This window comes from Rhizobium laguerreae, assembly GCF_019778565.1.
Taxonomy (GTDB): domain Bacteria; phylum Pseudomonadota; class Alphaproteobacteria; order Rhizobiales; family Rhizobiaceae; genus Rhizobium; species Rhizobium laguerreae.
In genome coordinates this window covers 205,617-230,304 of record NZ_JAAXQT010000007.1, presented here as the reverse complement: position 1 = coordinate 230,304, position 24,688 = coordinate 205,617, and the positions used below count along the sequence as shown (strand labels likewise).

The window sequence follows — 24,688 nt, the reverse complement described above, 5'->3', positions numbered from 1 at the left end:
ATTGCAATAGAGGCGGCCAGACATGAATCCATCGGTGGAATTGTGTTCATATCCCGAACTCGATGATCGAATCGTGATCGTCAGGGCGGGGGACGAGGTTGATGCCGTGTTTGTCCGGACCGAAAGGTTCAATGTGCTGATCGATACGCTCGGCACGCCCGAACTCTGCACGGCGGCGCTGGACCTGCTCGGGGAACAGACGAACACTCGTCCGCTGATCGTCATCAATTCGCACATGGATTGGGATCATTTCTGGGGAAATGCCGCCATTGCTGCGCGCGCTCCGATTATCGCGCATGCCGCCGCGCTCGACCGTTTACGCTACCCTTCCGCACAGGAGGTCCTGAGGGACAAGGCGAGCCGGGAGTCGAGGTTTCGAAACGTCGACCTCATCGGTCCCGATATTACCTTCTCCGGCTCGATGACCCTCAATGGCGGTGATCTGACGCTGGAACTCATTCATACGCCGGGACACACGCCCGACCATATCGCCGTATGGATTCCCGAACTTCGCATCTGCCTGGCCGTCGACGCGGTGGAATATCCCATCCCCGAAGTCTGGAGCAAAAATGCAGGCGACCTGCGCTTGATCCGCTCCTCGCTCGAGCGGATACGTGACCTCAATGCAAGACTGGTCATCCCTGCGCATGGCCGGACGCACTCTCCTTCGGCGGTGGATGGCAACCTCGCCTATTTCCGAGCCCTGGCCGATCGTGTCGGCAGTTTGAGTGAGAGCCAGCTGGCCGATCCGCAACTCGGCAGTTCAAGCGGCCTGCGGCTTGAAGACTTCGTCCCCATCCCCGACGGAATGGCCTCCGACGTCGTGGCGTTCTACCGGAACTGCCATGAGACAAACCTTGGCGCCACGGTTCAGGCCCATATCGAAAAACTGAATTCGCATAAGGAACGTCAGGGGGCCGGAACGTGAAACTGTTGGAGGGCGGACGAACCGGGCAGATCTGGCAGGACGGCGATACCGTCGTACGGCCTTCCGGCGCATGGACGCCGACGGTGCACCGGTTTTTGCGCCATCTCAGGAGCAGAGGCTTTCTAGGAGCGCCGGATCCGATTGAAATAACCGGAAACCAGGAAGTCGTCGGTTATGTCGCCGGGCGCGTCTGCGAAGACCTGAGCGACCAGTTTGTCGGGTCGGAGCGCATGCTGCTTTCCGCAGCCAGGCTCCTGCGCGAATTTCATTCGGCATCTCAAGGGTTTCTCGAATCGGATCGCGAGGTCCAGACATGGATGCTGCCGCCACAGGAGCCGCGCGAGATCATATGCCACGGCGACTATGCGCCCTACAATGTCGCGACGGTAGACCATGAGGCTGTTGGGATCATCGATTTCGATACCGCCCATCCCGCACCGCGCCTATGGGATCTGGCCTATTCGGTCTACCGCTGGGCGCCGCTTTCCGATCCCGCCAATCCGGACGTAGCCTTCGGCCTCGACGAACAGCTGCATCGCGCGGAAATCTTTTGCACGGCATATGGGGCGACGATGGAAGACCGGCTCCAGCTCCCTGAGATGATCTGCAGGCGGCTGCAGGCGCTCGTAGATTTCATGCTGGCAGGTGCGGCCGCCGGAGATGAGACGTTCATGGAGGACGTGGTTGCCGGAGACGCCCGGTTGTATCTCAGCGATATGGACTACGTTCGCAGCAATCGGGACCGGCTGCTGAAGGCCTTGTGCTGACGTACCTTCGCCAAGCCGCGTGTCCGTCTACCGCATACCCGCCCCTGCATCACATATTTAGAGCCACTTCTTCCGACGGAAGAAAGTGAAGAGGCCCAGGCACAAGGTGACGATGACGCCGAGCACGACGAAATAGCCGTACTGGAATTTCAGCTCCGGCATATCGTTGAAATTCATTCCGTAGATACCGGCGATCGCGGTGGGAACCGCGAGGATCGCCGCCCAGGCAGCGAGCTTGCGGGCGATCGCCGTCTGCTCCGTCTGGCCGATCATCACGCTGGCCTCGAAGGCGAAGGCGAGGACCTCGCGCAGTGCATCGATATCTTCCTGAACCCGGCGCACGTGATCGGTCACATCGCGAAACAGCGACTGGAGCGTCGGATCCATCCCGGGAAGATCGATGTGCTCGTATCGCCGGCAGACGTCTACCAGCGGCACCACAGCGTTGCGCAGCCGCAGCAGCTTGCGCCGTAACAGGTAAAGCCGCTCGATGTCGGACTTTTCCAGCTGTTCACGCAGCACCAGATCCTCGAGCTTCTCGACCTCCTCCTGCACGACCTCGATGACAGGCATGTAGTTGTCGACGATGAAATCGAGGATGGAATAGAGAATATAATTCTCGCCATGGGCAAGTGCTGCCGGCGTGGCCTCGCATCGCTGACGCACCGCCAGATAGGAGGACGAGTCGCCGTGGCGGACGGAAACGACATAACCGCGACCGACGAACAGATGCGTTTCGCCGAAGACGATTTCGTCATCCTTCATATGGGCGGTCCGGGCGACGATGAACATCGCGTCGCCGTAAATTTCCAGTTTCGGGCGCTGGTGAGGCTGTGCTGCATCCTCGATCGCCAAGGCATGGAGATTGAACTCGGCCTGGACCTGATGCAGCAGCACTTCATCCGGCTCGTGCAGGCCGATCCAGACGACGGCATTCTCCCGGCTTCGCCATTCGCCGGCCTCCTCTACCCTGATGTCGCGAATGCGTTGCCCCTGCTGATAAACGGCGGCGGCCACGACGCCGGGCCGTTCATACGGCGGTGATGTGGAACCCCCGTCTGCCAGCGCGGAAATACCGTTCAGATCCTTCAGCCGTTCCAAATCCAGCTATCCTCTCCATGGCCGCACGGGATCATATATCCGCGGGGTCAATCCCTTCGCCGGTCAGGCGCTCAGCCGATCATAATGCTATTTCGTAAAACATGCATCACTGCGTCGGTGCCGGGTTTGACCAGCCGCCTTCATCCGGCCAGGCGCCGGGCAGACTCATGTGTCCGTGGAAATATCGTCCATGCGGTTGCCGCTCGCCGCTGAAACGGGCGGAGACAGGAATCCCCGACATAAAAAGGCGCCCGGCGATTGCCGGGCGCTTTTCATTCGGTCAGGACGCGAAGGCCGGATTGCGCCGCGCGCCCATTCTCAACACGAAATAGATCGCTCCGCCGATGGCGACGCCGAAGAACCAGCCGTAAGTGCCCCACCAGTCCGGCAGGATGGTGGTGAAAGTCGGCAGGATCGAGGAAAACAACGCCCCCACCGCAAATGCGATGAAGGCATTGCCGTGCCATCCGTTCTGGAAGCGGAACTCGCCATTCTCATGGTAGAGCGCTTCGACGTTCAGCTGGCTCTTCCTTATGAGATAGTAGTCCACCATCATGATTCCGAAGATCGGCCCCATCGTCGACCCGATGAAATTGACGAAATGCGCGGCACCCGTCTCCCACGGAGCAAACGGGTAAAGCACGAGAGCGATCAGGGCGGCGATATATCCGCCGCGCTTGAAGTTGATCTGCCGCGGGAAGACGTTGGCGAAGTCGAAGGCCGGAGACACGAAGTTCGCCACGACGTTGATGCCGAGCGTTGCGATCGCGAATGTCAGCGCCGCAAGCAGCGCCAGGAACCAGCTGTCGAATTTCGCCGATATCTGTTCCGGATGCAGCAGCACCTCTCCGTAGACGGTGAAGGCGGCGGTGGTCGTCACACCTGCGACGAGGCAGAACGCCAGGAGATTGATCGGCAGTCCCCAGAGGTTGCCTTTCCTCAGCGCCTTTTCATTCGTTGCGTAGCGCGAGAAATCGCAGAAATTCAGGTAGAGCGCTGCGAAATAGGTGATCCAGGTGGCGGCTACGGCAGCAAGGGCTGCGATCGAACCGGGCTCGCCCGGCACGCCGGCATCCTTGGTCTTTTCGATCAGCACGTCGCGCGGGATTTCAGACCCGAAGGAGAAGGTGCCTGACTTGACGACCAGATAGACCGCGAGCACCAGCATCATGATCCAGACGGCGGGTCCGGCCCAATCCTGGAATTTGCGAACCGTTTCCATCCCGCGCTGAATGATCAGCAGCTGCAGCGCCCAGACGACAACGTAGCAGATAAGCTCGAGGGTCGAGTGGCCGAGCATGTGACTGTTTTGATGAAAGGCAAGCAGGCTGTCGTTGCGGATCAGCAAAGCAACGATCGCGCCGGATGCGGCAGCGGTCTGCGCCCCGTACCAGAAGCAGGCAACCACCGCCCGGACCAGTGCTGGAACATTCGCCCCGAACGTGCCGAAGGAGGCGCGCGCCAGAACCGGAAAGGGGACGCCGGTGCGCACGCCCGCATTGCCGACCAGGCTCATCAGGCAGAAGATGACCAGAGATCCGATGCCGATGGCGATGACGAAATTGACGAAGCTGCCGCATAGCAGGAACAGGCTCGCCGCCAGATAATAGCCCCACAGGCTGTGGACGTCTGATGTCCAGACGTTAAAGATGCTGAATGCACCCCATTTGCGCTCCTCGGCAGGTGCGAGATCCTCGTTGTACAACGAGGGAGACGGATTTTTTACGCTCATGAATGCCCTCCCATATCCTCGAGGTCAATTTGACCACGGGGGGAAGTCTGCTCTCCATTTATGCATGTGACAATTTAATAGTCACATTATGCACATGTCTTGGTGATGCCTGAGGATTAGCCATCGCCGCCCTGACCTCCGTCTGGTCATTGCGAGCCGACGACACGCCCGGCTAGACGAAACGGACTTGCGACCGCAGCGCCGGCGGCATCGAAGACATAGGCGCCAACGTCGCCGGCGGTCGAACGCCTGCCGCTTTCGAAGGAGGCAAGCTGCGCTCCGAACTTGGCGAGCGATGCGTAGCGGTCGTGCCCCAGCCCGTCGGATGCCTGGATCGACGTGATGTCGATGACCCGAAGCCTTTCCTTCAAGGCAGCCTCCCTGATGACGGGATCGTCGATATCGAGGCGTCCGACGCGCGCCCGCTCCCCCGCTATGAAGCTCGAGGCCACCAGCGCCCGGTCATCCTTCGAAACGAGAAGACATATGGGAATAGGCATCCGACCGATATCCTTCAGCTGGGATCGGAAAACATCGACGTCGATGTCAGGGGCTGCGAGGATCACCGCCAGTTTGCCGATGACGTCGTCGCGATGCTGTAGTTTGAGCTGGCGCACCGTTTCCATCACCAGGAATCCGCCCATGCTATGTCCGAAAAGGATAATGCGTTTCACCTTTCCGGAAGCCGAGAGCGCGGCGACAAGCGAGTCGAGGTCGCTGCGCGAGGAGAGAGCCGCATCGCGGTCGGCGACATAGCCGGCGACGGCAGCGGCCGAAGGCCACGAAAACAGAACTGGAGAACCCGGAATTTTGGCGTCCGCGGCAATCTGCGCGGTGCGAAACAGCGCCTCCTGATAGCTATAGTTATAGCCATGCACGAAGATGCCGACAGTGCCGTCGGACTGCGTCGAGCGGAGCGCCTCCTCTACGAAGGCGTCCTTTGCAAGCTGCTTGCGCCTGATGACAGCAAATTGGCGTTCGGGATCCGGTCTCGAGGTCGGATATGTGATCGCGGTGTCCTTCCGGCCGGGAGGGACCGAAAACGCATATTGCTCGTAGGTAAGATTGTCAGCCCAGGTGCTGCCGAACCCGCCCCGTATGCTATCGGGGGTTCTGTTGGTCGCTACGAGCACCTTCACGCTGACCGGGGTCTTTTCGGCATGAGTCGGTTGACTCAGATGAACTGGCTTCAATACGTCCGGCGATGGTCTCGTCGCACAGCCTGCGAGCATCGCCAGGCCGATCGCGGCAATGATGGCCGGCCCGGTCTTCAGGAGCTCTCGGTGATCTGCCTTCGAGGGCTCCGGAGAATATCGTTCCGTCATCGATAAATTTCCCCTGGGATCAAGGCTCTCGGGCGCCAATCTCGTCATACGGCATGTCGTTCTCGTTCCCGCGTGGGATGGCATCGCCTGCGCCACCCCACACATTTTATCGCGGCCCGTGTTGCAGCGGCCGCCGCGGCGGCCGTGGGCGATGGCCGTCGAAGACTGCGTCACACCTCTGCCGCCGCGGCTTCGGCCCGAACGCCTTCGTCCCTCGGAATCCTGAACCACGCGACGTAGAGCGCAGGCAGGAACAGCAGGGTGAGTGCGGTTCCGACGACGATGCCGCCCATCATGGCGTAGGCCATCGGCCCCCAGAAGATCTCGCGCGAGATCGGGATCAGCGCCAGCGTGGCTGCCGCGGCCGTCAGCATGATCGGCCGCATGCGGTGTTCGGTGGCCTCGATGACCGCTTGCCAGGCCGCCATTCCTTCGCTGCGCAAATGCTCGATCTGGACAACCAGGATGACAGAGTTGCGGATCAGAATGCCGATGAGCGCGAGCACGCCCAGGATCGCGACGAAGCCCATGGGGGCGTTGCTGAGGAGCAGGGCCGCGACGACGCCGATCAGGGCCGTCGGCGCGACGGCGAACACCAGGAACAGGCGGCTGAAGCTTTGCAGCTGGATCATCAGGATCGTCGCCATCGCAAACAGCATCAGCGGAGCCACAGCCACGATCGGCCCCTGTGAGTCGGCGCTGGATTCGACCGCGCCACCCACTTCCACCTTGTATCCCACTGGAAGGCCTTTCTGGAATTCTTCGACCTTCGGCTTGAGCTGTTCGACGACCGTGGCCGGTTGCGTCGGACCGACGACGGCCGCCTTGATCGTTATGGTGGGTTGCCTGTCGCGACGCCAGATGGTCGGCTGCTCGAGCTCGTAGCGGAAATTCGCCACGGCGGAGAGCGGCACGACCTTGCCATTGGAGGTGGAGAGCTGCAGGTTCTGCAGCGTCTGGATGGAGTCGCGCTCGGAAGCCCTGGCGCGGCCGATGACATTGACCAGGTAGATATCGTCTCGAACCTGGGTGGCCGTCGAGCCTTCGACGATGCCGTTGAGGGCGGTGGCGATGTCTTCGGAGGATACGCCGAGCTGGCGCGCCTTGTCCTGCAGGACATCGACCTTCACCACGCGGGACGGCTCGTTCCAGTCCAGGACCATGTTCGCCAGAAGCGGATGCGATCCGATGACGCCGGCAAATTTCTGGGAGAGATCGCGGACCTTTTGAATATCAGGGCCGCTGACCCGGTACTGGACCGGCTTGCCGACCGGCGGACCGATGTCGAGAAGCTTCACGAAGGCGTCGGTGCCCGGGAAGGTTTTCGTCAGATAGTCCTGCAGCTCTGTTCGCACCTTGTCGCGCACGTCGAGCCCCTTGGTGACGATGATCGTCTGTCCAAACGACACGTTGGGCGTCTGCACGTCGAAGGATAGGATGAAGCGCGGGGCGCCCTGGCCGACATAGGTCGTCCAATGATCGATATCCTTGTTGTCGGCCAGCATCTCCTTTTCGAACCTGGCCATCTGCCTATTGGTTTCGGCGATCGAACTGTTGTGGGGGAGGTTCCAGTCGATAATGAGCTCAGTCCTGTCCGAGCTGGGAAAGAACTGCTGCTGCACCAGCCCCATGCCGCCAATCGAAAGCCCGAAAACGCCGACCGTCAGAATGATGGTGACCCAGCGCCAGCGCATCGCCAGGCCCAGGAGCCAGGAGAAGACCGAGGCGAAGCGGCCCTTCTTCTCGTGATGCGATTTCATCGTCTTCGGCAGGATCGTGACGCCGAGAAGCGGCGTGAACAGCACCGCCACCACCCAGGAGACGATCAGCGAAACCGCGATGACGACGAAAAGCGTGAAGGTGAATTCACCGGCAGCGCTGTTGTTGAGACCAACCGGAATGAAGCCCGCTACGGTCACGAGCGTTCCCGTCAGCATCGGAAAGGCGGTCGACGTATAAACGTGGGTGGCGGCCTTCCTGAGATCGTCGCCCGCCTCCAGGCGGGCCACCATCATCTCGACAGCGATCATGGCGTCGTCGACAAGCAGCCCGAGTGCGATGATCAAAGCTCCGAGCGAGATGCGCTGAAGCGAAATGCCGGAATACTCCATCACCACGAAGGTGATGGCGAGCACGAGCGGTATGGAGATCGCCACCACCATGCCGGCGCGAAGACCAAGGCTGATGAAGCTGATGATCAGCACGATGACGATCGCTTCGAAGAGCGCGCGGGTAAATCCGGACACCGCTTCGTCGACAACGGCCGGCTGATCGGAAACGCGGTGGACATCCACGCCGATCGGGAGGTCGGCGACGACACGCTTCATCTGCGCGTCGAGCCCCTCGCCGAACTCCAGAAGATTGGCGCCCTGCTTCATGCCGATTGCAAGCCCGATGGCAGGCTGGCCGTTGAATCGGAACAGCGCCGACGGCGGATCCACGTAGCCGCGTTTGATCGTGGCGACGTCGGTCAGCGGAAAAAAGCGGTCGTTGATCCGAAGATTGATCGATCTCAGACTTTCCTCGGAGGTGAATTGTCCACTCACCCGCAAGGCGAATCGCTCTGGCCCGGCATCGACGAAGCCGGATTGCGTGACGGCATTCTGCGCCTGCAGGGTCTGGATGACCGACTGCTGGTCGATCCCGAGTGCTGCGATCTGGCGCGTGGAGAATTCCAGATAGATCGCCTCGTCCTGGGCGCCGACCACATCGACCTTGCCGACATTGGGCACGGTCAGGACCTCGGAGCGGGCGTTTTCCACAAGATCGCGAAGCTGCCGCTGAGTAAGGCCGTCGCTGGTGAAGGCGTAGATGTTTCCGAAAACGTCGCCGAAGCGATCGTTGAAGAAAGGACCGACGACGCCGGTCGGGAAATCACCCTTGATGTCGGCGATCATGTTGCGGATGCGCAGCCAGGTCGGCGCCACGTCCCTTGCCTTGGTCGTCGGCAGCAGCTCGACGAAGACGGTCGTCTGGCCGGCAACGGTCTCGCTCTTGGTATAGTCCAGCGATTCCAGTTCCTGGAGCTTCTTCTCGATCCTGTCGGTCACCTGCCGCGTCACTTCTTCGGCGGAGGCGCCGGGCCACTGGGCGGTGATTACCATCGTCTTGATCGTGAAGTTCGGGTCTTCCTCGCGGCCGAGCTTCACGTAGGAGAAGGCGCCTGCGAGAATGAAGACGATCATGAAGTACCAGACGAGCGAACGGTGTTCGAGCGCCCAGTCGGAAAGATTGAAGGACTTCACTGGCTGATCTCCTGGTCGATCCTGATGGCCTGGCCATCTTCAAGTTTATGCACGCCTGCCACGACGACCCTTTCTCCGGGGGCGAGCCCCTCGGTGACGCGGACGCTGCCGCCGTCTTCGACGTCGCCGTCGATCTTCACGCGGCGAAGCGATACCTTTCCGGCAGGTGCATCGACGATCCAGACACTCGGGCCGTCGCTGCTCGCAAGGATTGCCGAGGAAGGCAGGACGATCTGCGGATCGGCGGCAATGGTTGCCGCGGCTGTGATGACCGAGCCGAGCCTGAAGGCTTCGGGCGGATTGGTGAGCGCGATCTTGGTCCTGCTCGTGCGGGTAGAGGTCTCCGCCTCCGGTGCTATTTCGCGCACGATCCCGGACGTGCGGATGGTCGGATCGAGCTGCAACGTCACTTCGAAGGGCGCGCCGATCTTCAGTTTCTGGGCGGCCGCCTGCGGGACATCGACAACGGCGTCGCGTTTGTCCGGCCGGGCAATGGTCACGACTGTCTGGCCGGCCGACACCACCTGCCCGACCTCGGCCGAGGTCGCCGTCACCACCCCGTCGAACTCCGCCCGAAGCTGCGCATAACCGAGCTGCTCCTTGGCCTTGTCGAGATTGGCCTGCGCCTTGGCGACGGCGGCTGCGGCGGTTCGCCTTGCCTGCTCGGCCTCTTCGAGCGAGGCTTCGGTGCCGGAGCGCGACGTCAGCAGCGCGCGCTGGCGCTGCTCCGTGGTCACCGCGTTTCTGAGCTGGGCGTCGCTGTTCTCGACGTCCGACTGAGCGTTGCGTACGGCAAGCTCCAGCGCCAGCGGATCGATGGCGGCAACGACGTCATCCTTCTTGACGAGATCGCCGACATTGACGTTGCGGGCGATCATCCGCCCGAGAATCCGGAACCCGAGTTCGGTCTTGATCGTAGGTTCGATCGTGCCGGTGAGGCTCAAGCTCGAGGCCGATGTCGGCTTGACTGTCATCGACAGCACGGGACGGGGCGTTTCCCCCTTCTCCTCATCCTGCGGCGCGCAGGAGGAGATCAGGGTCGTACCCATCATCAGAGCGACTATGTTGAGACGAATTCTCACTTGGAAACTTCCTTGACATAAGACACGATTTCACCCGGCCTGAGGAACTTGGTTCCGTCTGCCACCACGACCTCACCTTGCGATACGCCCGACTTGACGATGAAGCTGCCGGTCTCATAGCCGGAGATATCCACCGCCCGAACCGAAACCGCAGACGATGCGGGATCGACGATCCAGACGGCCGGCTTGCCGTCCTTGGATGTCATGGCGGACCAGGGAAGCTGGATGACGTCCTGCGAGACGTAATTGAATCTTCCGACGACGGGAGCGCCGAGAGGCATCGGAGCGTCGCTCGATATCGCGACCTTGACCTTGATGGTTCCGGTGGAGGAATCGATCGTCGGCGAAATCTCGCGAACCTTCGCCGCGATCTTCTGCGTCGGGTCAGATAGCAGGGCCACTGTGCCATCGCCGTCGATCGGGCGCAGGAACGCACTTTCGACCACTTCGAAGACGGCATCGCGGTCACCGTCATGGGCAAGAGTGAAGACGACCTGGGCGGCCTGCGCCACCTGCCCGACCTCGGCATTGCGGGCAGTGATCATCCCGTCGGCGTCCGCCTTCAGCTCTGTGTAAGACAAGGTATCCTGAGCGGTTTCCAACAGCGCCTGCGCCGACTTCGTCGATGCCTGCGCGGTCAGAAGCGCTTCCTGCGCCTGGTCGAGTGCCGCACGCGTCGTCACCTGCGTTCGAAACAGGCTCTGCTGGCGGTCGTATGCGAGCTGTGCCTGGGTCTGCTGCGCCTCAGCCGACTGAAGATTGGCTGCCGCCACCTCCAGCTCGGCCTTCTGCTCTTCCGGATCGATCCGCGCGAGGAGCTGCCCCGCCTTCACGGACTGTCCGACTTCCACCAGCCGCTCGATGATCTTGCCGCTGACGCGGAAGGACAGATCGGTCTGAACACGCGCCCGCACTTCTCCTGTGACCGCGCCGCCCTGAGCCAGCGGCTCAGGCTTGGCGACGACGACGGAGATCTGCCGCGGGGTGGGCTCGGTCGGCCCGCTTGCATCGCTGCATGATCCGAGACCGATGGCGCATACGATCGCTGTGGCGACCAGAATGGTTCTCATAGTTGACCTCTTGCTCTCAACGGCAGCTCCTATATAATTGACTGACGGATTAGTCAATGAAACTTTGTGCCGCGGGATCAGGGCGAGCGCAACAAGGGAGGCGAGGCAAATGGCAGCTCAGAAGAAGATCACACGCGCGGAACAGAAAGCGCTGCGGCCAATCCAGATCCTGGATGCCGCCTTCGAGGAATTCGTGAGAAGCGGTTTCACCGGCACGCGCGTCGAAGACATCGCCGACAGGGTCGGCGTCACCAAGGGTACGGTGTATGTCTACTTCGAGACGAAGGAGAAACTTTTCGAAGCTATGATCAACCATTTCTCGGTGCCGTTTCAAGAACTGCTGGGGATCACCGAGAACCTCAGCGGCAGCGCCACCGACCGGCTGATTTCCATTCTCGGCCTGCTCTATGAACAAATCGCCGAGGATCGTACGACCCGCGAACTGACACGGCTGGTCATCGCCGAAGGACACCGGTTCCCCGACCTGATCGACCGCCACCACGATCAGTTCATTGAGCCAATCATCACCAAGGTCGACGCTCTCATTCTGGAGGGTGTGACGTCGGGGGAGTTTCGCGAAGTTCCGGTGGAATTCTCCGACATCGTGGTCGCGCCCATCCTGACGACGACAGTTCTGCGGCTGATATTCGACGACCGCCGCGTGCCCACACCCAACAAGGAGGCCTTCCTGCGGACTTATTTCGACCTGCTGCTCAATGGCCTGCTTGCCAAACCTCACTGATCGCCAAATGACAAAAAATACCGCACCAGGCACGTAGCTTTTCTCAAGTTTTTATGTGAAAACATCGAGTTAGCTATGCCTTCGAAGGCACGACCTCAATTCGTGACGGAAAAAGTGGAACGCAAAGTCAATCTCAAGGATGTCGCGCGCGATGCGGACGTGTCGCTGAGCACGGCCTCGCACGCGCTCAACGGAACCGCACCGCTAACGATCGAGGTACGCGAAAGGGTTCTGGATTCGGCCAAACGCTTAGGCTACCTCGACCGCCGGAGGAAGAAGGCAACGATCGCGACCTTGCGCGTCCTGCTTCTCGCCATTCCCGACGATGCCGCGCCCGAGAGCGACCTCAATCTGGTGAGCTGGACGATCCTCAACGGTCTCCGTAGGGAGTGCGAACGCCGCGGCATCAGGATCGTACCCTTCGTCAGCACCGGCCGGCGTATCGACGGCGCTCAAGTCAGGCAGATCGCGCTCTCGGAACGCGCCGACGGCATCGTGGTCCTGAACGACGATCAGCCGGAACTGATCCGAAGCCTCGCCTCCCCTGATATGCCTGTCGTCATCGTCAACGGCGAAGACCCCGCCATGCTGGTCGATACGGTCACCCCCGAAAACCGCTTCGGAGCGCGGCTCGGCATCGAGCACCTGCTGGCGCTCGGGCATCGCCGTATCCTGCACCTGACCTGGAAGGGACGCACGACGATCCAGCGCCGATATGACGGCTTTTCCGATGCCTATTTCGCCGCCCAGCTTCCGGTGCCGGACGATATGATCGTCGAGGCCGAGGGGTATGAGCCCAAGCACGGCGAGGCTGCGATCAACGCGCTGCTCGACCGCGATGCCACGATGAAAGGCGCGACCGCCGTCTTTTGCGCCGCCGACAATCTGGCGCTCGGCTGTCTGAAGGCATTGGCCGATCGGGACATCCGCGTGCCGGAAGCGATATCAGTGCTGGGGTTCGACGACATCGTTCCCGGCGAGTTCAGCCGCCCGCCGTTGTCGACGGTCAGCGTTCCCACAGACAGGCTCGGCGCCGCCGCCTTGGCGCTGATCGAACAGCGCCTGATCGCCAACGATCCGCAGCGGCCGGCCCATCGCCTGGAACTTGGATGCCACCTCGTCCTGCGCGGCAGCATCGGGCCGCCGCGTTAGATGTCGCGGCCTGATGCTTTATTCCGGCATTGGAGATGAATTGGAGAGATCCAGGCGATCAATTGGGGTACCTCGGTGCCAGTCAAGGATGCATGTCACAACGTGGCCGACGAATGAGGGCTTTGGGCAAAGACAAAAACCGAAACGCGCCGCATGAACCAGGTTCAATGCGACGCGCCTCAGCCGGGAGGAAGACGTGGTATGGTCGTTCGGCGATTGCGGGGAGGTCTATCTCCACGCCTCGCCGTTCACTTCATGCCTGTTCCGGCGATGCCAGTGGTGATGTACTTCTGCAGGAACAGGAAGACGACGGTGACAGGCAGCAGGCTGAGGAACGTCATCGCCAGGATATAGTGCCACTGCACCGAGAACTCTCCCTGGAATGCATTCAGGCCGACCTGCAGGGTGAAATTCTCGCGGCTGTTGAGGACGATGAGCGGCCAGAGGAAATCGTTCCATCGCCAGAGCACGGAAAAGATCGCCAGCACCGCGAGCGCCGGCGCCGTCAGCGGCAGGATGATGCGCCAGAAGATGCAGAATTCGCTCGCCGCATCGACGCGCGCCGCCTCTATCAGCTCGTCGGGTATGGTGAGCATATATTGCCGCAGCAGGAAGACGGCGGTCGGAGAGGCAACCGTCGGCAGGATGACGCCCCAGAGGTTGTCGGCAAGCCCTACCCCGACAATGACGAGATAGGCTGGCACCATGACGACGGCGAGCGGGATCATCAGCGTCGAAATGATGATGACGAAGACAGTCGTATCACCTGCAAATTTGTATTTCGACAGGGCGAAGGCCGCCATGGCGTTGACGATGAGCGTCAGAAGCGTTGCGACGAAGGTGACGAACACTGAATTCTTGAGGAATGTCAGGAAGTTGAAACGCGTCAGCGGATCGGTGTAATTCTGCGTGGCAACCGTCAGCTTCTGCACCGGCGTCATCCCCTTGACGTCGACGCTGACGGGTGGTCCCGGATTTGCGGGATCGATCATCTGGGCCTTGAGGCCGATGCGGCGGACCATGGCCATTTCACGCATCTGGCCATCGACATTGACCTGCCAGAGGCTAAGCGGCTTGTCGAAGCCGGGCACGGTCTGTTCGACGGCGGCCCGGGGAAGCAGTGTCGGCGGAAACCGGGTGATTTCAGCCGCCGGCTTCAGCGAGGAGAGGCCTGCCCAGAGGACCGGAAGCAACACCACGAAGGTTCCGCCGATCAGCCAGACCCATGACAATATGTCGGTTATATCGATGCGTCCGGCCCGGCGTGTGCGCGTGAAAAAGCTGATCGGGTTCATCTCAGGACTCCATTCGCTTGCCGATGCGCAGCTGTATGAGGGTGAGAACCAGAAGCACCAGCCCCATGAGAACCGAGGCAGCGGAGGCCAGTCCGAAGAGGCGAAGATCGCTGCCGAATGCCATCTGGTAGATATATTGGACGATGAAGCTGTTGGCCGTGCCGGGGCCGCCGCCATTGGTCAGAACCCAGGCCTCGTCGAAGATCTGGACGGACTTGATCATCAAAAGAATGAACACGACTAAGAGGTTCGGGGCCAGCAGGGGAAGCGTGATCCTGAACAGCGTGCGGCGCGGCGAGGCGGCATCGATGGAGGCAGCCTCGTAGAGCTCCTTCGGGATGGCTTGGAGGCCAGCGAGGAGGATCAGGGTATAAAACCCCATGTGAAACCAGACCGACACCGCGACGACGAAGAAGCGCGACCAGCCGACGTCGAGCAGGAAGATTTCAGGGGGAACGCCGATCATCTGGAAGAAGGCGTTCAACAGCCCGTTGCGATCGAGGAACCATTTCCAGATGAGACCGATGACGACGGGTGACAGCAGGACGGGATAGAAGAACATCGCCCTGAAGAAGCCGCGCGCGACGATCGCCCGATTGAGGATCAGCGCCGTGATCAGCGCCACGAGCAATGTGGCGACGACATTGAAGGCCACGAACCAGAGCGTGTTCCACACAGCCGTCCAGAACAGCGATTCCTGGCAGGTTCCCGGCTGCAGATAATTGCCGCAGGAAAGCAGCGTGCGGAAATTGTCCAGGCCGACGAAGGGGCGCTCCGACACGAAAAGATTGGTTCCGCCGGTAAAGGCGTAACCGATCGCGATCGCGATCGGAAGGAACGTGAAGATAGCGAACAGAACGAGGTTCGGCGCCAGGAACAGCCATGGCATACGCTTGCGGCCGAACACGCGCTCGATCAGATTTATCGGGGTTTCGACCACTCTCATCGCCGTTTCCCCTGCCTGGGACAGCAATGCACCTGCCTTGAGCGCCGCCATGTTCAGCGCCTCCCCTGTCCGGGCCGCCGGGCAAAAGCCAGGCCGCTTTCGGGATCGAACAGATGAACCCGCCCCGGGGCGGCATCGATCACGATGTGATCACCAGGCGCCGGCGCGAAATGGCCGGCCTCATGAATGATGATCTGCTCATCCCGACCTGCAAGGTTGCCATAGACATAGGTCTCGGTGCCGAGGCCCTCGTGATACTGGACGATGAACGGCAGGCCCTGCTCGCTGGAGCGTGAAAAATGCGCGGGCCGGATACCGGCGAGAACGGCCTGGCCGACCGCAATGCCGGCGAGATCGACATCGCTGACGATGCTGCCGCCGTTGCCGACATCGATGGTGACGCCGCTTTCGCTGACGCCTGATACCTTGCCCTTGATGATGTTCATGCGCGGCGAGCCGAGGAAGCCCGCGACGAAGAGATTGCGCGGGCTGTCGAACAGGTCCAGCGGTGCTCCGACCTGCTCGACCCGCCCGGCGCGCAGCACGACGATCTTGTCGGCCATCGTCATCGCCTCGACCTGGTCATGCGTGACATAGATCATCGTCGTCTTGATGTCGCGGTGGAGCTTGGTGATCTCGGCCCGGGTCTGGACGCGTAGCGCAGCGTCGAGATTGGACAGCGGCTCGTCGAAAAGGAAAATATCAGGTTCGCGCACGATGGCCCGGCCGATCGCCACGCGCTGGCGCTGGCCGCCCGAAAGCTGCTTCGGACGCCGATCCAGATAGGGTTCGATCGCCAGCATCCTGGCAGCTTCGGCAATCCGCGCCTCGATCTCGGCACGCTTGAACTTCAGGTTCTCCAGCCCGAAAGCAAGGTTCTTGCGAACGCTCATATGCGGATAGAGCGCATAGGACTGGAAGACCATCGCGATCTTGCGCTCGGCCGGCGAGAGTGCGCTGACGTCGCGCGCCCCGATCGCGATTGCGCCTGACGTCACCTCTTCGAGGCCGGCGATGACGCGCAGCAGGGTCGACTTGCCGCATCCCGACGGACCGACGAAGACGACGAACTCGCCGTCCTTGATATCGAGTTCGACGTCATGCAGGACTTTGACCGAGCCATACGACTTGTTGACGTTGGAAAGTTTCAGTTCTGCCATGTCCCACTCCCATCAGGTGCCGCCGTTTCGAAGACGGCGTCGTTTTTGTTCCAGCCTTGCGGCAGCGGTGTCGGCCTCGTGATCCGCACCTCGTTCATCAGGATCCCGGTGACATCAGCCACGTAGACGGCCGGCATTCCTCCCGGATAGTGCTCAAGACCAATCACCCGGCCGTCCGACCCGAGGGTCCAGGCATTCGCACGGCCGCCGCCATCGGCTTTTGGGGAAAGGTCCGCGTTCGTCGGACGCAGGTCGTAGGATCGCGCCGTGCCGAGCTGCCCAGGCTGCTGATCGATGGCGATACGCGCCAGCGATGCGTTCCGGATGCCGGCCGACGACGTCGAAATAACGGTGATCGCCCCCTCCATCCGGCCGGTGATGTCCTCGACGATGAGATTTTCGATGGCGCCTGCCGTGCGTTCCGTAACACGGTCGACGACATTGACGGTCAGCGCCTCCCCCGAGCCCCAGAAGCCATCGGGGGTCTCGCGGCACTCTACCGCAATTCTCGAAAACCTTACGTTCGATATCCGGCCGCCGTCGCGCGAAAAGACGCCCAGCGCCCTGTTGGAGGATGAGGCGGTGCAGTCCTCGAACACGACATTGGTGACGTCGCCATGCGTTTCCGTGCCGATCTTCAGCGCGCAGCTGAGGCTCTGAACGGCGCAGCGGCGGACGAGAATGTTTTCGCATCGCCCGATGGCGACGCGATCAGGACCGATGCTCGTCTTCAGGCATATGCCGTCGTCGGCCGTCGATATCCGGCAGTCCTCGATGACGGCGCCGCGGCAGGCATCCAGCACGATGCCGTCGGTATTGGGAAGACGGCGGTCGTTATCGATGGTCACGTTCCTGACCGCGACATCGGTGCAGTTGACGAAGTGCAGCGTCCACATCGGCGAGCGGCTGATATGGATGGAGCTGATCTCGACCTCGGCGCAGCCCTCGAAGACGACGACGCGGGGCCGAAATTCGGCCGGAATGAAGGTTCCCACAATCTCGTCGTCTCCCACGATAAAGCTGTCGCAGCCGGCTTCGATGCGGCCGGCCCCCGTCAGGCTGATCCGCCGCGCATCCTTGGCGACGATCATGGCGCGGTCCGATTTTTCGGCGATCACCGAAACACTCGTATGCGCATAGGCGGCATAGTCCGGAACGGGACGCAGGATCGCGCCGGCGGCCAGATGCAGTTCGACGCCGGATCTGAGCTGGAGCCCCCGGCAGACATGGATGCCGGCCATGAGCTCCATGCGTCCGCCGCCCGAAGCCGACAGGCCGTCGATGGCCGCCTGCAGGCGGACCGTATCGTCGCCCTCCGCCGGTTCGATCGCGACAATAGACACGGGGCTCATTGGCGATGGCCGTTCTCGAGGAGGACTTCCGTCAGGAGCAGCATGGTCAGCGCCTGGCCGTAAGGCGTCGGCACATTGGGGATGCGCCGGTAGAAATCGAGGTCATGACCCATCGGCGTGCCGTCGGAGACGCCGTGGACGACACCTTCCTCGTCGATCTGCGCCAGCACCGCCGCAAGCGCGCGCTCCGCATAGGCCCTGTCGTCCTTGTCGAGAATGCCGGCATCGACGGCGCGCAATATGCCATAGGCGATGCCTGCCGTGGCCGAGGTTTCCAGCGGCGAGGACGGATCGTCCAGAAGCGTCGTGAACATCCCGTCCGGCCGCTGGTATGCCTTGAGCGAACGCACCTGGCTGACGAGGACATTCGAAAGGAACCGCCGGTCCTTCTCGCCGAGCGTCGGAACAAGATCGAAGAGTTCGGGGATGGCGACCGTGATCCAGGCATTGCCGCGCGCCCAGAAGGCATTGGCAAAATTGTGCCGTCCGTTGAAGGTCCAGCCGTGATACCAGAGCCCGCTGACCGGATCGGAGAGGTAGCGGGTGTGGATCACGAATTGATAGACGGCTTCGTCGATCCATTCGCTGCGTTCGCAGAGCACGCCGGCCCGGGCGAGAAACAGGCAGGCCATGAACAGCGTATCGTCCCACAATTCGCCGTCATTGAGACGCTCCTTGACGACGTGCTGAAAGCCGCCGTCTTCGGTCTTCGGCAGTTCCTTGACGAGCCATTCGGCCCAGTCCTCGACGAGAGCACGAAAATCGGGACGGTCGACATGCTGGACGAGGATCGCCAGCGGCAGCATCGGCGCCGTGCTGTTGATCTGGCGCGGCGGTAGGCCGCGTTCGATCTGGCCGGCATACCAGGCGACGAGCTCCTGCAGCGCTTTCTGATCATTGGTGGAAATGGCGCGCCGCAGGAAGCCGTAAAGGCCGACGCCGACTTCCCAGTCCCATTCGTCAAACTGGATTCCGGAGGCGGAATTTCCCGTCACGAGACCTTCCTTGATGCCTCTGAGCCGGCTGAAAGCCGTTGCCACGCGATCGATCGTCGTCAGGAGGGCGGCGTTATCGACAGATGTTGTGTTCATGCTGGAGACCTATGTTTTTAGGAGTAGAACGGCCCGTCAGTGCCGGTGCCGGAGGCTGCACTGTCGTAGGTGAGGATCGGGTGCGGCTGATCATGCGTGAAGGGCCTCGCCTCGCCGCCGATCGTAAGACCGTCGGCATAGGAGAGGTCGATCGCCGGGCCGCCCGGCGGCGTCAGGGAGAGACGCCGAAGCTCGGGATCGAAGGAAACCGTCGTCTGGCCCAGGCGTTCGACGAACGTCTTGAAGGCATCGTCGTTGCCGCATCCGACGATACCAGCCCAGCCGCAAAGCGGCCCGTAGGAGCGCGCCTCGCGGCCGGCGGTCGGGCCATCGGTGATCAGCTCCAGGCCGTTCGACGCCCAGAGGGCGGAAAATCCCCCACCCGATCGCGCGATGAGCCACTTTTCTTCGATGATGAGTTCGTCCAGCCCGTCGCGGCCGATATAGGCGTGCGTCCATGCGTGGCGTGCGTCGCTTGTATCCTCGATCAGCAGAGCGACGTCGCGATGCTGGGCAACGCGCGGCAGGATGCCGTTGCCGGCCCAATAGGACGGCCTTTGATTGCCCCAGGGGTCGTCCTCGCCGGGATGGTTGACCCACAGCCTCGCCATCGGATGGCCGGCCAGCCGGATGTCGAGGACATGCTGCTGGTGGCCCTTCTGGCCGGTCTTGTGATCGACGACCGTCGAAAGCTGCGCCGCCTCGTTCTTGAACAGCGCGAGTTTTGCGCTCTCAAGCCCCTGGCTGTAACGCGCCTCGACGCTTCTTGCCCGGGTGAGCGCCGCAAGCTCAGCCAGATCGGCGGGCGGCTCGTAGCCGCCGGCGCAGAACATGGTCAATGCCGCGACACCATTGTTCAGCCAGCCGGTTCCGAATGCGACCTGGGCAAAAGGCGCAAGCTCGGTCAGCGGGCCGGCACGCAGTTCCTTGTCGTATGCACGGCCCTGCGATCCGGCCGGAACGCCTGCGAGCGTATGAAGGGCGATCATCCGGAAGATGAGATCGATCTGGGCGCGGGCGCGCGCCGATATCTTTGTCTCGGCCCAGCGCTCCAGCGCCAGCAGGCCGATAAAGTCGATCGGGTAATAGGCCGCCGAGTTCCACTCCGCCAAGCCATGGGCTTCGACGCTGTCGAACCAGCGCCCGAGCCGCTCGCGGCCAAGTTCCGCCTGCTGACGCCCCGTCCTGCCCGAGGCCGAAAACACCTCGTCGGGCAGGAGAAGTCCCGCCAGCAGCTGGCTCGCATGGAAGCAGAGCACGTGGTTCTCGCTCCAGAACCACATCGCGTCGTTGCCCGGCTCGTCGACCCAGTAACGATAGGAGCGGACGGAATGCCGGATGCGAGCGACCACGGCATCGGGCATCCGGTCGGCATAGGCGCCGAGCAGCCACAACAGCGGCACCATGATGAAATCCGAGCAATCCTCCCGCGCATCGATGGAGGCGAGCGTCGCGTCGATGATGCGGTCGAAGCTTTCCTGGTCGTGATGGCCGGTTTCCATCATGGCGATCAGGCGCCCGACGCGGTTGGCGCCGAAGCGGGCGCTGTATTCCAGCGCCTGCCGCTTGCGGGCGGCAAGCGACGCCTCTGATGGCAACGGAGAAATGCTGCTCATGAAGGCGGCATCGATGACCCGCGTAACCGAACCCGTGCCGCTGCCGATCGTCATATGCACGCCGTGATAACCGTCCGGAATGCCGCAGACATCGTCGGCCGTGAGACTGCTCTGATGGGCCTTGAGCGTCAATCGGGAGTGCGCGAGAACGGGCCGCTCGTGGCCATGGCCGACGACCTTGATCTCGACAGGCAAGTCGCGTTCGGGCGCGGTGCCGAAGATGATCTCCAGCGGCTGATTGACGAAGACGTCGCGGGCCGGACGCACGCCGGGCGCAAGGGCTTCCAGCTCGCGGACCTCATCCTGATCAAGCGATACAGGCAGCAGCACGCTAAGCGGCTCGCCGTCCAGCATCTCGAGCTCGAAGAACCACGTCGTGTCGCGCTCGGCCAGGTCTTCGGTGTGGACGAGAATCTGGTTGTCGCCGGCGTCCAGCGCCAGCTTTATGTCGGTTGTGCTCTCGGTGTTGCGCTTGAAGGGTTCGAAGCGCACCGCCTCCTGTCCGTTGACCCATATGCGGACGCCGCCGCAGGTCTTCAGTCTGAGATTGAGCGTTCGCGCAGTCTCCGTCCTGAACGTGCCCTTCAGCCATCGCCTGAGATGCGTCGGCACGTGCCAGAAGCCGGTGAACTCGACACGGCGGTTCGAGCCGGGAAGATTGAGGCTTTCGGTCGGCCAAGCTGTGTCGGGTAGTAGCGGCCGCCCCACCATGCTCGACCAGAAGGCCTTGCGGCAGGGCAGGTCGCCGACATCGACGCAGCCGTTGATGAAACGATAGTTCACGCGGTCTTCGGCCGGCGCCGGCTCGCCGGGAAAATAGCTGGCGATGAGGCCGGAAACGGCCCATGCCGTGATCGTCTGCCCCTCGGCCACGCTGTATGCTGGCGCCATCCCATCCGGCTGCTTGATGTATTCCGTTTTCACAGACCGCCTCCTCCGCAATCTTATGAAAATATTTTCATTAGATTATTTGTGCGCGCTAATTTTGCAAATTGCTCAAAAACATCGCTATTGCCGCAGAAAATAGCTTGACGGAACGAATGTCAAGTATATGAAATTGATTTATCGATGGCTGATGCCGCGATTGATGAAAATGTTTTCATGGGAGGATGAAAATGAAAACCTATCTCTCAGGGGCCGTCGCACTGGCGTTGGCAACCGTTTCTTTCGCATGGGCCGGCGCGGCCATGGCAGAAACCAAGACAATCACCTTTCTGTTCACCGACGACGACCAGGCTTACGTCGAGCGGATGGAAGCGCTCAGCAAGGAATTCGAGGCGGCGCATCCCGACGTCAAGGTCAACTTCGTCTCTTCGGGCTATGATGCGGTCGCCAAACAGCTGCCGGTACAGCTTGCCGTCGGCGAAGGCCCTGACATCGCCAAGATCACCGACTGGCAGCTTGCGCCCTATTACCTCGACATGCGTCCCTACATGAAGGACCCGGACGGTTTCGCCAAGCTGCACGGCGACAGCCTGAACACGCTTCGCTTCCCCGGCGTCAACGATCCGCAGTCGATCAACGGCTATATCGCGTCGCAAACCTTCAACCTGCCCTTCGTCAACAAGACGCTGTTCGAACAGGCCGGCGAACCGCTTCCGAAGCCCACCGCCACGCTGAAGGATATCGTCGAAGCCTCGGCGCGCGTCGCCAAGGCGACCGGCGCTCAGATCCCCTTCACGATGGATCGCTCGGGCCATCGCTTCTCCGGCGCGGCATTCTCCTACGGTTCGAACTACGTCAAGGACGGCAAGTTCTTCTTCCCCGACGATGCCGCCAAGCGCTATGTCACGGATCTCTACGGCTGGACGAAGGACGGCTCCTTCACCAAGGAAATGTGGGGTGCTGCCGGCGGAACCCAGTATAAGAACATGGGCGATGAATTCGTCAACGGCAACGTCGTGACCTATCTCGCGGGCAACTGGATGGTCAATCCGTTCCAGAAGAAGATCGGCGACGCCTTCGACTGGACGGCGATCAGCGCCCCCTGCGGCGATGCCGGTTGCTACGCGATGCCGGGTGGCACCGCGATCGTCGGCTTCAAGCGCACCAAGTCTCCGGAGGCCGTGGCCGCCTTCATCGAGTTCCTCGGCTCTGAAAAGGTCCAGCGTGAAATCGCTGAGAACTACGTCGTCCTGACGGGCGCCGACATCAAGGACCCGCAATACAAGCTCGAGAGCAAGAATGCCAAGGAGGCGATGGCCGTCTTCCTTGCAAGCCGCAATAGCGTGCCGCAGGCAGCTCGAGACCTGGAACGCCTCAAGGGATCCTCGGCCATCTATCAGCTCATCGTCCAGAGGATGAGCCAGCTGATCGTCGGCGAGCTTTCCCTCGACGAGACCTTCAAGGTGATGAGCGCGGACGTCGACAAGGTCAACGTGGCGCTCGCCGCCAACAAGTAACCGGCCGCGCCTGTCTCCCACAGATTGCGCGCTGCATCAGCCACGGCCTCGCAACGGGCCGTGGCTGATCGTTTTTTGCTTCTGCCTGGCGTCCTCTCCGAAACTTTGATCGGTTTCCAATTGTCGACGATCTGAACCACGCTACAACTGCCGCAAGGAAAGGTAGCGTCGCCAGTTCCGCGACGCGATGCTGGGAACGGCGGCGACTGGCGAAGGTATGGTGACACGCGGTTCGAGAGAGGTTATAGGCGTTGTCAGCCTTCGCCGGCTCGCAGGCACCATGGTCAACTCACACATGCCGGCAACCCGGTTACATCCGGCGACCCAGCGACTGTCTACCTTATAGAGGTGCATTTCCATGCCGATGGGCTCCGAGCATCCGCTGCGAAGGGAACTTCACAACGAGCTCCACGCGCGGCCGTCGCTTTACTTCGACGGCGACACGGATGTGTGGCACGTCGCCATCGTCGGCGAGAATGCCCCTCCTCAGATACCCAATTCCCTGCCGGGACTGGAGGATGTCTCCACGACTCGCGAGGGCAACCACGGTATCGGCCGCATCGGCGACGGTCGGCTGAAGTGGGAGGCGCATACCGAGTTCCTGACCCTTACTTTCGTCGTTCCCGCATCGGCCGAACCTGGCAGCAATCCCCCCGAAGCGTTTCAGGCCTGCTGCCGTCAGATCGACGGCAAGGTCATCGCGGCGGTCCGGGTACTGGTGCGGGACGAAAAGGACGGGCAGCGCCCGGAAAAACCGAAGCTCGACTATGTCGCCTCGCAGGTCGGCGGCGGCGATGCGGAAGTGCATTCGAACTTCCGGCTGACCGACAGCGGCTTCGTCGAATTCCTGTTCTTCAACCGCAACCTCAACGCCTATCGCACCGGCCGCATGGTCAGGCGTTTCCTGGAGATCGAGACGTACCGGATGATGGCGCTGCTGGCCTTGCCGATGGCACGCGAGACGGTGTCGAAGCTTTCCGTCTTCGACCGGCGCCTCGACCTGCTGATCTCGCATATGCAGAGTGCGGTCAAGGTCGACAAAGCCCTGCTTTCCGAGGTCACCAAGCTCTCGTCGGATGTGCTCAATTTCTCCGCTCTCGCCCGTCACCGCTTCGGTGCGACGAAAGCCTATGCCGAGATTGTCGCAAGCAGATCGTCGGAGCTGCGCGAGGAGCGCGTCGAGCAGCGCCAGCGGATCGGCACCTTCATCGACCGGCGCTTTCAGCCGGCCGTCCGCGCGGTTCACGCCGCCGAACGTCGCCTTGATGAACTGGCCGAACGTGTGAGCCTAGCCGGAGACCTGCTCAGAACCACCGTGCAGGTTCAACTCGAAGATCAGAACGCGTCGCTGCTGACATCAATGGAAGAGCGGGCGCGCATCCAGGTGCATATCCAGCAGGCGGTCGAAGGCTTCTCCGTCATCGCCATCACCTATTACACCGTTGGCCTCGCAAAGATCTGCCTGGAAAGCATCTCCGAATTGGGGGTCGATCCGCACGTGACGAAGCTCGCCGTTCTCGGCGCCATCCCGCTCGTGCTCTTCGCCGTTTGGGCGGCAGTTCGTCACGTTCGCAAGAGCATTGCCGGCCACTCTCACGCTCCCGCATCGGAGAGCCACTAAGGTGACGCCGGCCGATGATCGCTCACCGCCGCCCTTTCGAGGCGGCGGCGTTTTCCTGGCT

At 61.7% G+C, this 24,688-nt stretch carries 18 protein-coding genes; 6 read left to right on the top strand and 12 right to left on the bottom strand.

The features are described 5' to 3' along the window. Positions 1 to 22: 22 nt before the first annotated feature. Together HFO71_RS22040 and HFO71_RS22035 are read left to right on the top strand one after the other, a co-directional pair. The gene (locus HFO71_RS22040) at positions 23 to 928 is read left to right on the top strand and encodes an MBL fold metallo-hydrolase (protein WP_168285882.1); all 906 of its coding nucleotides are present in this window, start codon (positions 23 to 25) and stop codon (positions 926 to 928) included. Further along, entirely contained in the window at positions 925 to 1,695 is a 771-nt protein-coding gene (locus tag HFO71_RS22035; RefSeq protein WP_077976893.1) for a phosphotransferase, read from the top strand. Before HFO71_RS22040 ends, HFO71_RS22035 begins: the two co-directional genes overlap by 4 nt. 57 nt (positions 1,696 to 1,752) lie before the next feature. Here HFO71_RS22035 and corA read toward each other — a convergent pair whose 3' ends face one another. The 6 genes from corA to HFO71_RS22005 form a co-directional block, all read right to left on the bottom strand. Next, positions 1,753 to 2,796 carry a magnesium/cobalt transporter CorA gene (gene corA / locus HFO71_RS22030; RefSeq protein WP_077976892.1) on the bottom strand — a complete coding sequence of 348 codons (1,044 nt, stop codon included), beginning with the start codon at positions 2,794 to 2,796 and terminating at the stop codon, positions 1,753 to 1,755. 280 nt (positions 2,797 to 3,076) lie between these two features. Next, on the bottom strand, positions 3,077 to 4,528 hold the full coding sequence (locus tag HFO71_RS22025) for an NCS1 family nucleobase:cation symporter-1 (RefSeq protein ID WP_131641288.1): 1,452 nt from the start codon (positions 4,526 to 4,528) through the stop codon (positions 3,077 to 3,079). A gap of 146 nt (positions 4,529 to 4,674) precedes the next feature. Continuing rightward, positions 4,675 to 5,760 carry an alpha/beta hydrolase gene (locus tag HFO71_RS22020; protein WP_231285738.1) on the bottom strand — a complete coding sequence of 362 codons (1,086 nt, stop codon included), beginning with the start codon at positions 5,758 to 5,760 and terminating at the stop codon, positions 4,675 to 4,677. A gap of 263 nt (positions 5,761 to 6,023) precedes the next feature. Next, positions 6,024 to 9,098 carry an efflux RND transporter permease subunit gene (locus HFO71_RS22015; RefSeq protein WP_221988417.1) on the bottom strand — a complete coding sequence of 1,025 codons (3,075 nt, stop codon included), beginning with the start codon at positions 9,096 to 9,098 and terminating at the stop codon, positions 6,024 to 6,026. Continuing rightward, positions 9,095 to 10,180 (bottom strand): efflux RND transporter periplasmic adaptor subunit, encoded by a 1,086-nt coding sequence (locus HFO71_RS22010; protein WP_168285883.1) that lies wholly within the window; start codon positions 10,178 to 10,180, stop codon positions 9,095 to 9,097. The genes HFO71_RS22015 and HFO71_RS22010 overlap by 4 nt, the downstream gene beginning before the upstream one ends. Further along, the gene (locus HFO71_RS22005) at positions 10,177 to 11,250 is read right to left on the bottom strand and encodes an efflux RND transporter periplasmic adaptor subunit (RefSeq protein ID WP_077976887.1); all 1,074 of its coding nucleotides are present in this window, start codon (positions 11,248 to 11,250) and stop codon (positions 10,177 to 10,179) included. Before HFO71_RS22005 ends, HFO71_RS22010 begins: the two co-directional genes overlap by 4 nt. Before the next feature lie 109 nt (positions 11,251 to 11,359). Here HFO71_RS22005 and HFO71_RS22000 point away from each other — a divergent pair, with 109 nt between their 5' ends. Further along, positions 11,360 to 11,992 carry a TetR/AcrR family transcriptional regulator gene (locus HFO71_RS22000; protein WP_077976886.1) on the top strand — a complete coding sequence of 211 codons (633 nt, stop codon included), beginning with the start codon at positions 11,360 to 11,362 and terminating at the stop codon, positions 11,990 to 11,992. A 75-nt stretch (positions 11,993 to 12,067) separates the two neighbouring features. Further along, positions 12,068 to 13,144: a LacI family DNA-binding transcriptional regulator gene (locus tag HFO71_RS21995; RefSeq protein ID WP_170269047.1), complete on the top strand. Its 1,077-nt coding sequence runs from the start codon at positions 12,068 to 12,070 to the stop codon at positions 13,142 to 13,144. 248 nt (positions 13,145 to 13,392) lie between these two features. Here the strand turns inward: HFO71_RS21995 and HFO71_RS21990 are convergent, their stop codons facing one another. From HFO71_RS21990 to HFO71_RS21965, 6 genes are read right to left on the bottom strand one after another with little or no spacing between them, the layout of a single operon-like run. Continuing rightward, positions 13,393 to 14,439, bottom strand: a complete 1,047-nt coding sequence (locus tag HFO71_RS21990) for a carbohydrate ABC transporter permease (RefSeq protein ID WP_077976885.1) — start codon at positions 14,437 to 14,439, stop codon at positions 13,393 to 13,395. Position 14,440: 1 nt separating this feature from the next. Further along, positions 14,441 to 15,436, bottom strand: a complete 996-nt coding sequence (locus tag HFO71_RS21985) for a carbohydrate ABC transporter permease (RefSeq protein WP_077976884.1) — start codon at positions 15,434 to 15,436, stop codon at positions 14,441 to 14,443. Between the two features lie 2 nt (positions 15,437 to 15,438). Beyond that, on the bottom strand, positions 15,439 to 16,545 hold the full coding sequence (locus HFO71_RS21980; RefSeq protein ID WP_077976883.1) for an ABC transporter ATP-binding protein: 1,107 nt from the start codon (positions 16,543 to 16,545) through the stop codon (positions 15,439 to 15,441). Continuing rightward, positions 16,533 to 17,897, bottom strand: a complete 1,365-nt coding sequence (pglB, locus tag HFO71_RS21975; RefSeq protein ID WP_077976882.1) for a polygalacturonase PglB — start codon at positions 17,895 to 17,897, stop codon at positions 16,533 to 16,535. Before pglB ends, HFO71_RS21980 begins: the two co-directional genes overlap by 13 nt. Next, entirely contained in the window at positions 17,894 to 18,988 is a 1,095-nt protein-coding gene (gene bglB, locus HFO71_RS21970) for a beta-galactosidase BglB (RefSeq protein ID WP_077976881.1), read from the bottom strand. The genes pglB and bglB overlap by 4 nt, the downstream gene beginning before the upstream one ends. Positions 18,989 to 19,005: 17 nt before the next feature. Further along, positions 19,006 to 21,528, bottom strand: a complete 2,523-nt coding sequence (locus tag HFO71_RS21965) for a hypothetical protein (RefSeq protein ID WP_221988415.1) — start codon at positions 21,526 to 21,528, stop codon at positions 19,006 to 19,008. Positions 21,529 to 21,719: 191 nt separating this feature from the next. Between HFO71_RS21965 and HFO71_RS21960 the strand changes: the two genes are divergently transcribed. Together HFO71_RS21960 and HFO71_RS21955 are read left to right on the top strand one after the other, a co-directional pair. Continuing rightward, on the top strand, positions 21,720 to 23,006 hold the full coding sequence (locus HFO71_RS21960) for an ABC transporter substrate-binding protein (protein WP_221988413.1): 1,287 nt from the start codon (positions 21,720 to 21,722) through the stop codon (positions 23,004 to 23,006). Between the two features lie 358 nt (positions 23,007 to 23,364). Beyond that, complete coding sequence (locus tag HFO71_RS21955) at positions 23,365 to 24,627, top strand: DUF3422 domain-containing protein (RefSeq protein WP_131661115.1); 1,263 nt, start codon at positions 23,365 to 23,367, stop codon at positions 24,625 to 24,627. The last annotated feature ends 61 nt before the right edge of the window (positions 24,628 to 24,688 follow it).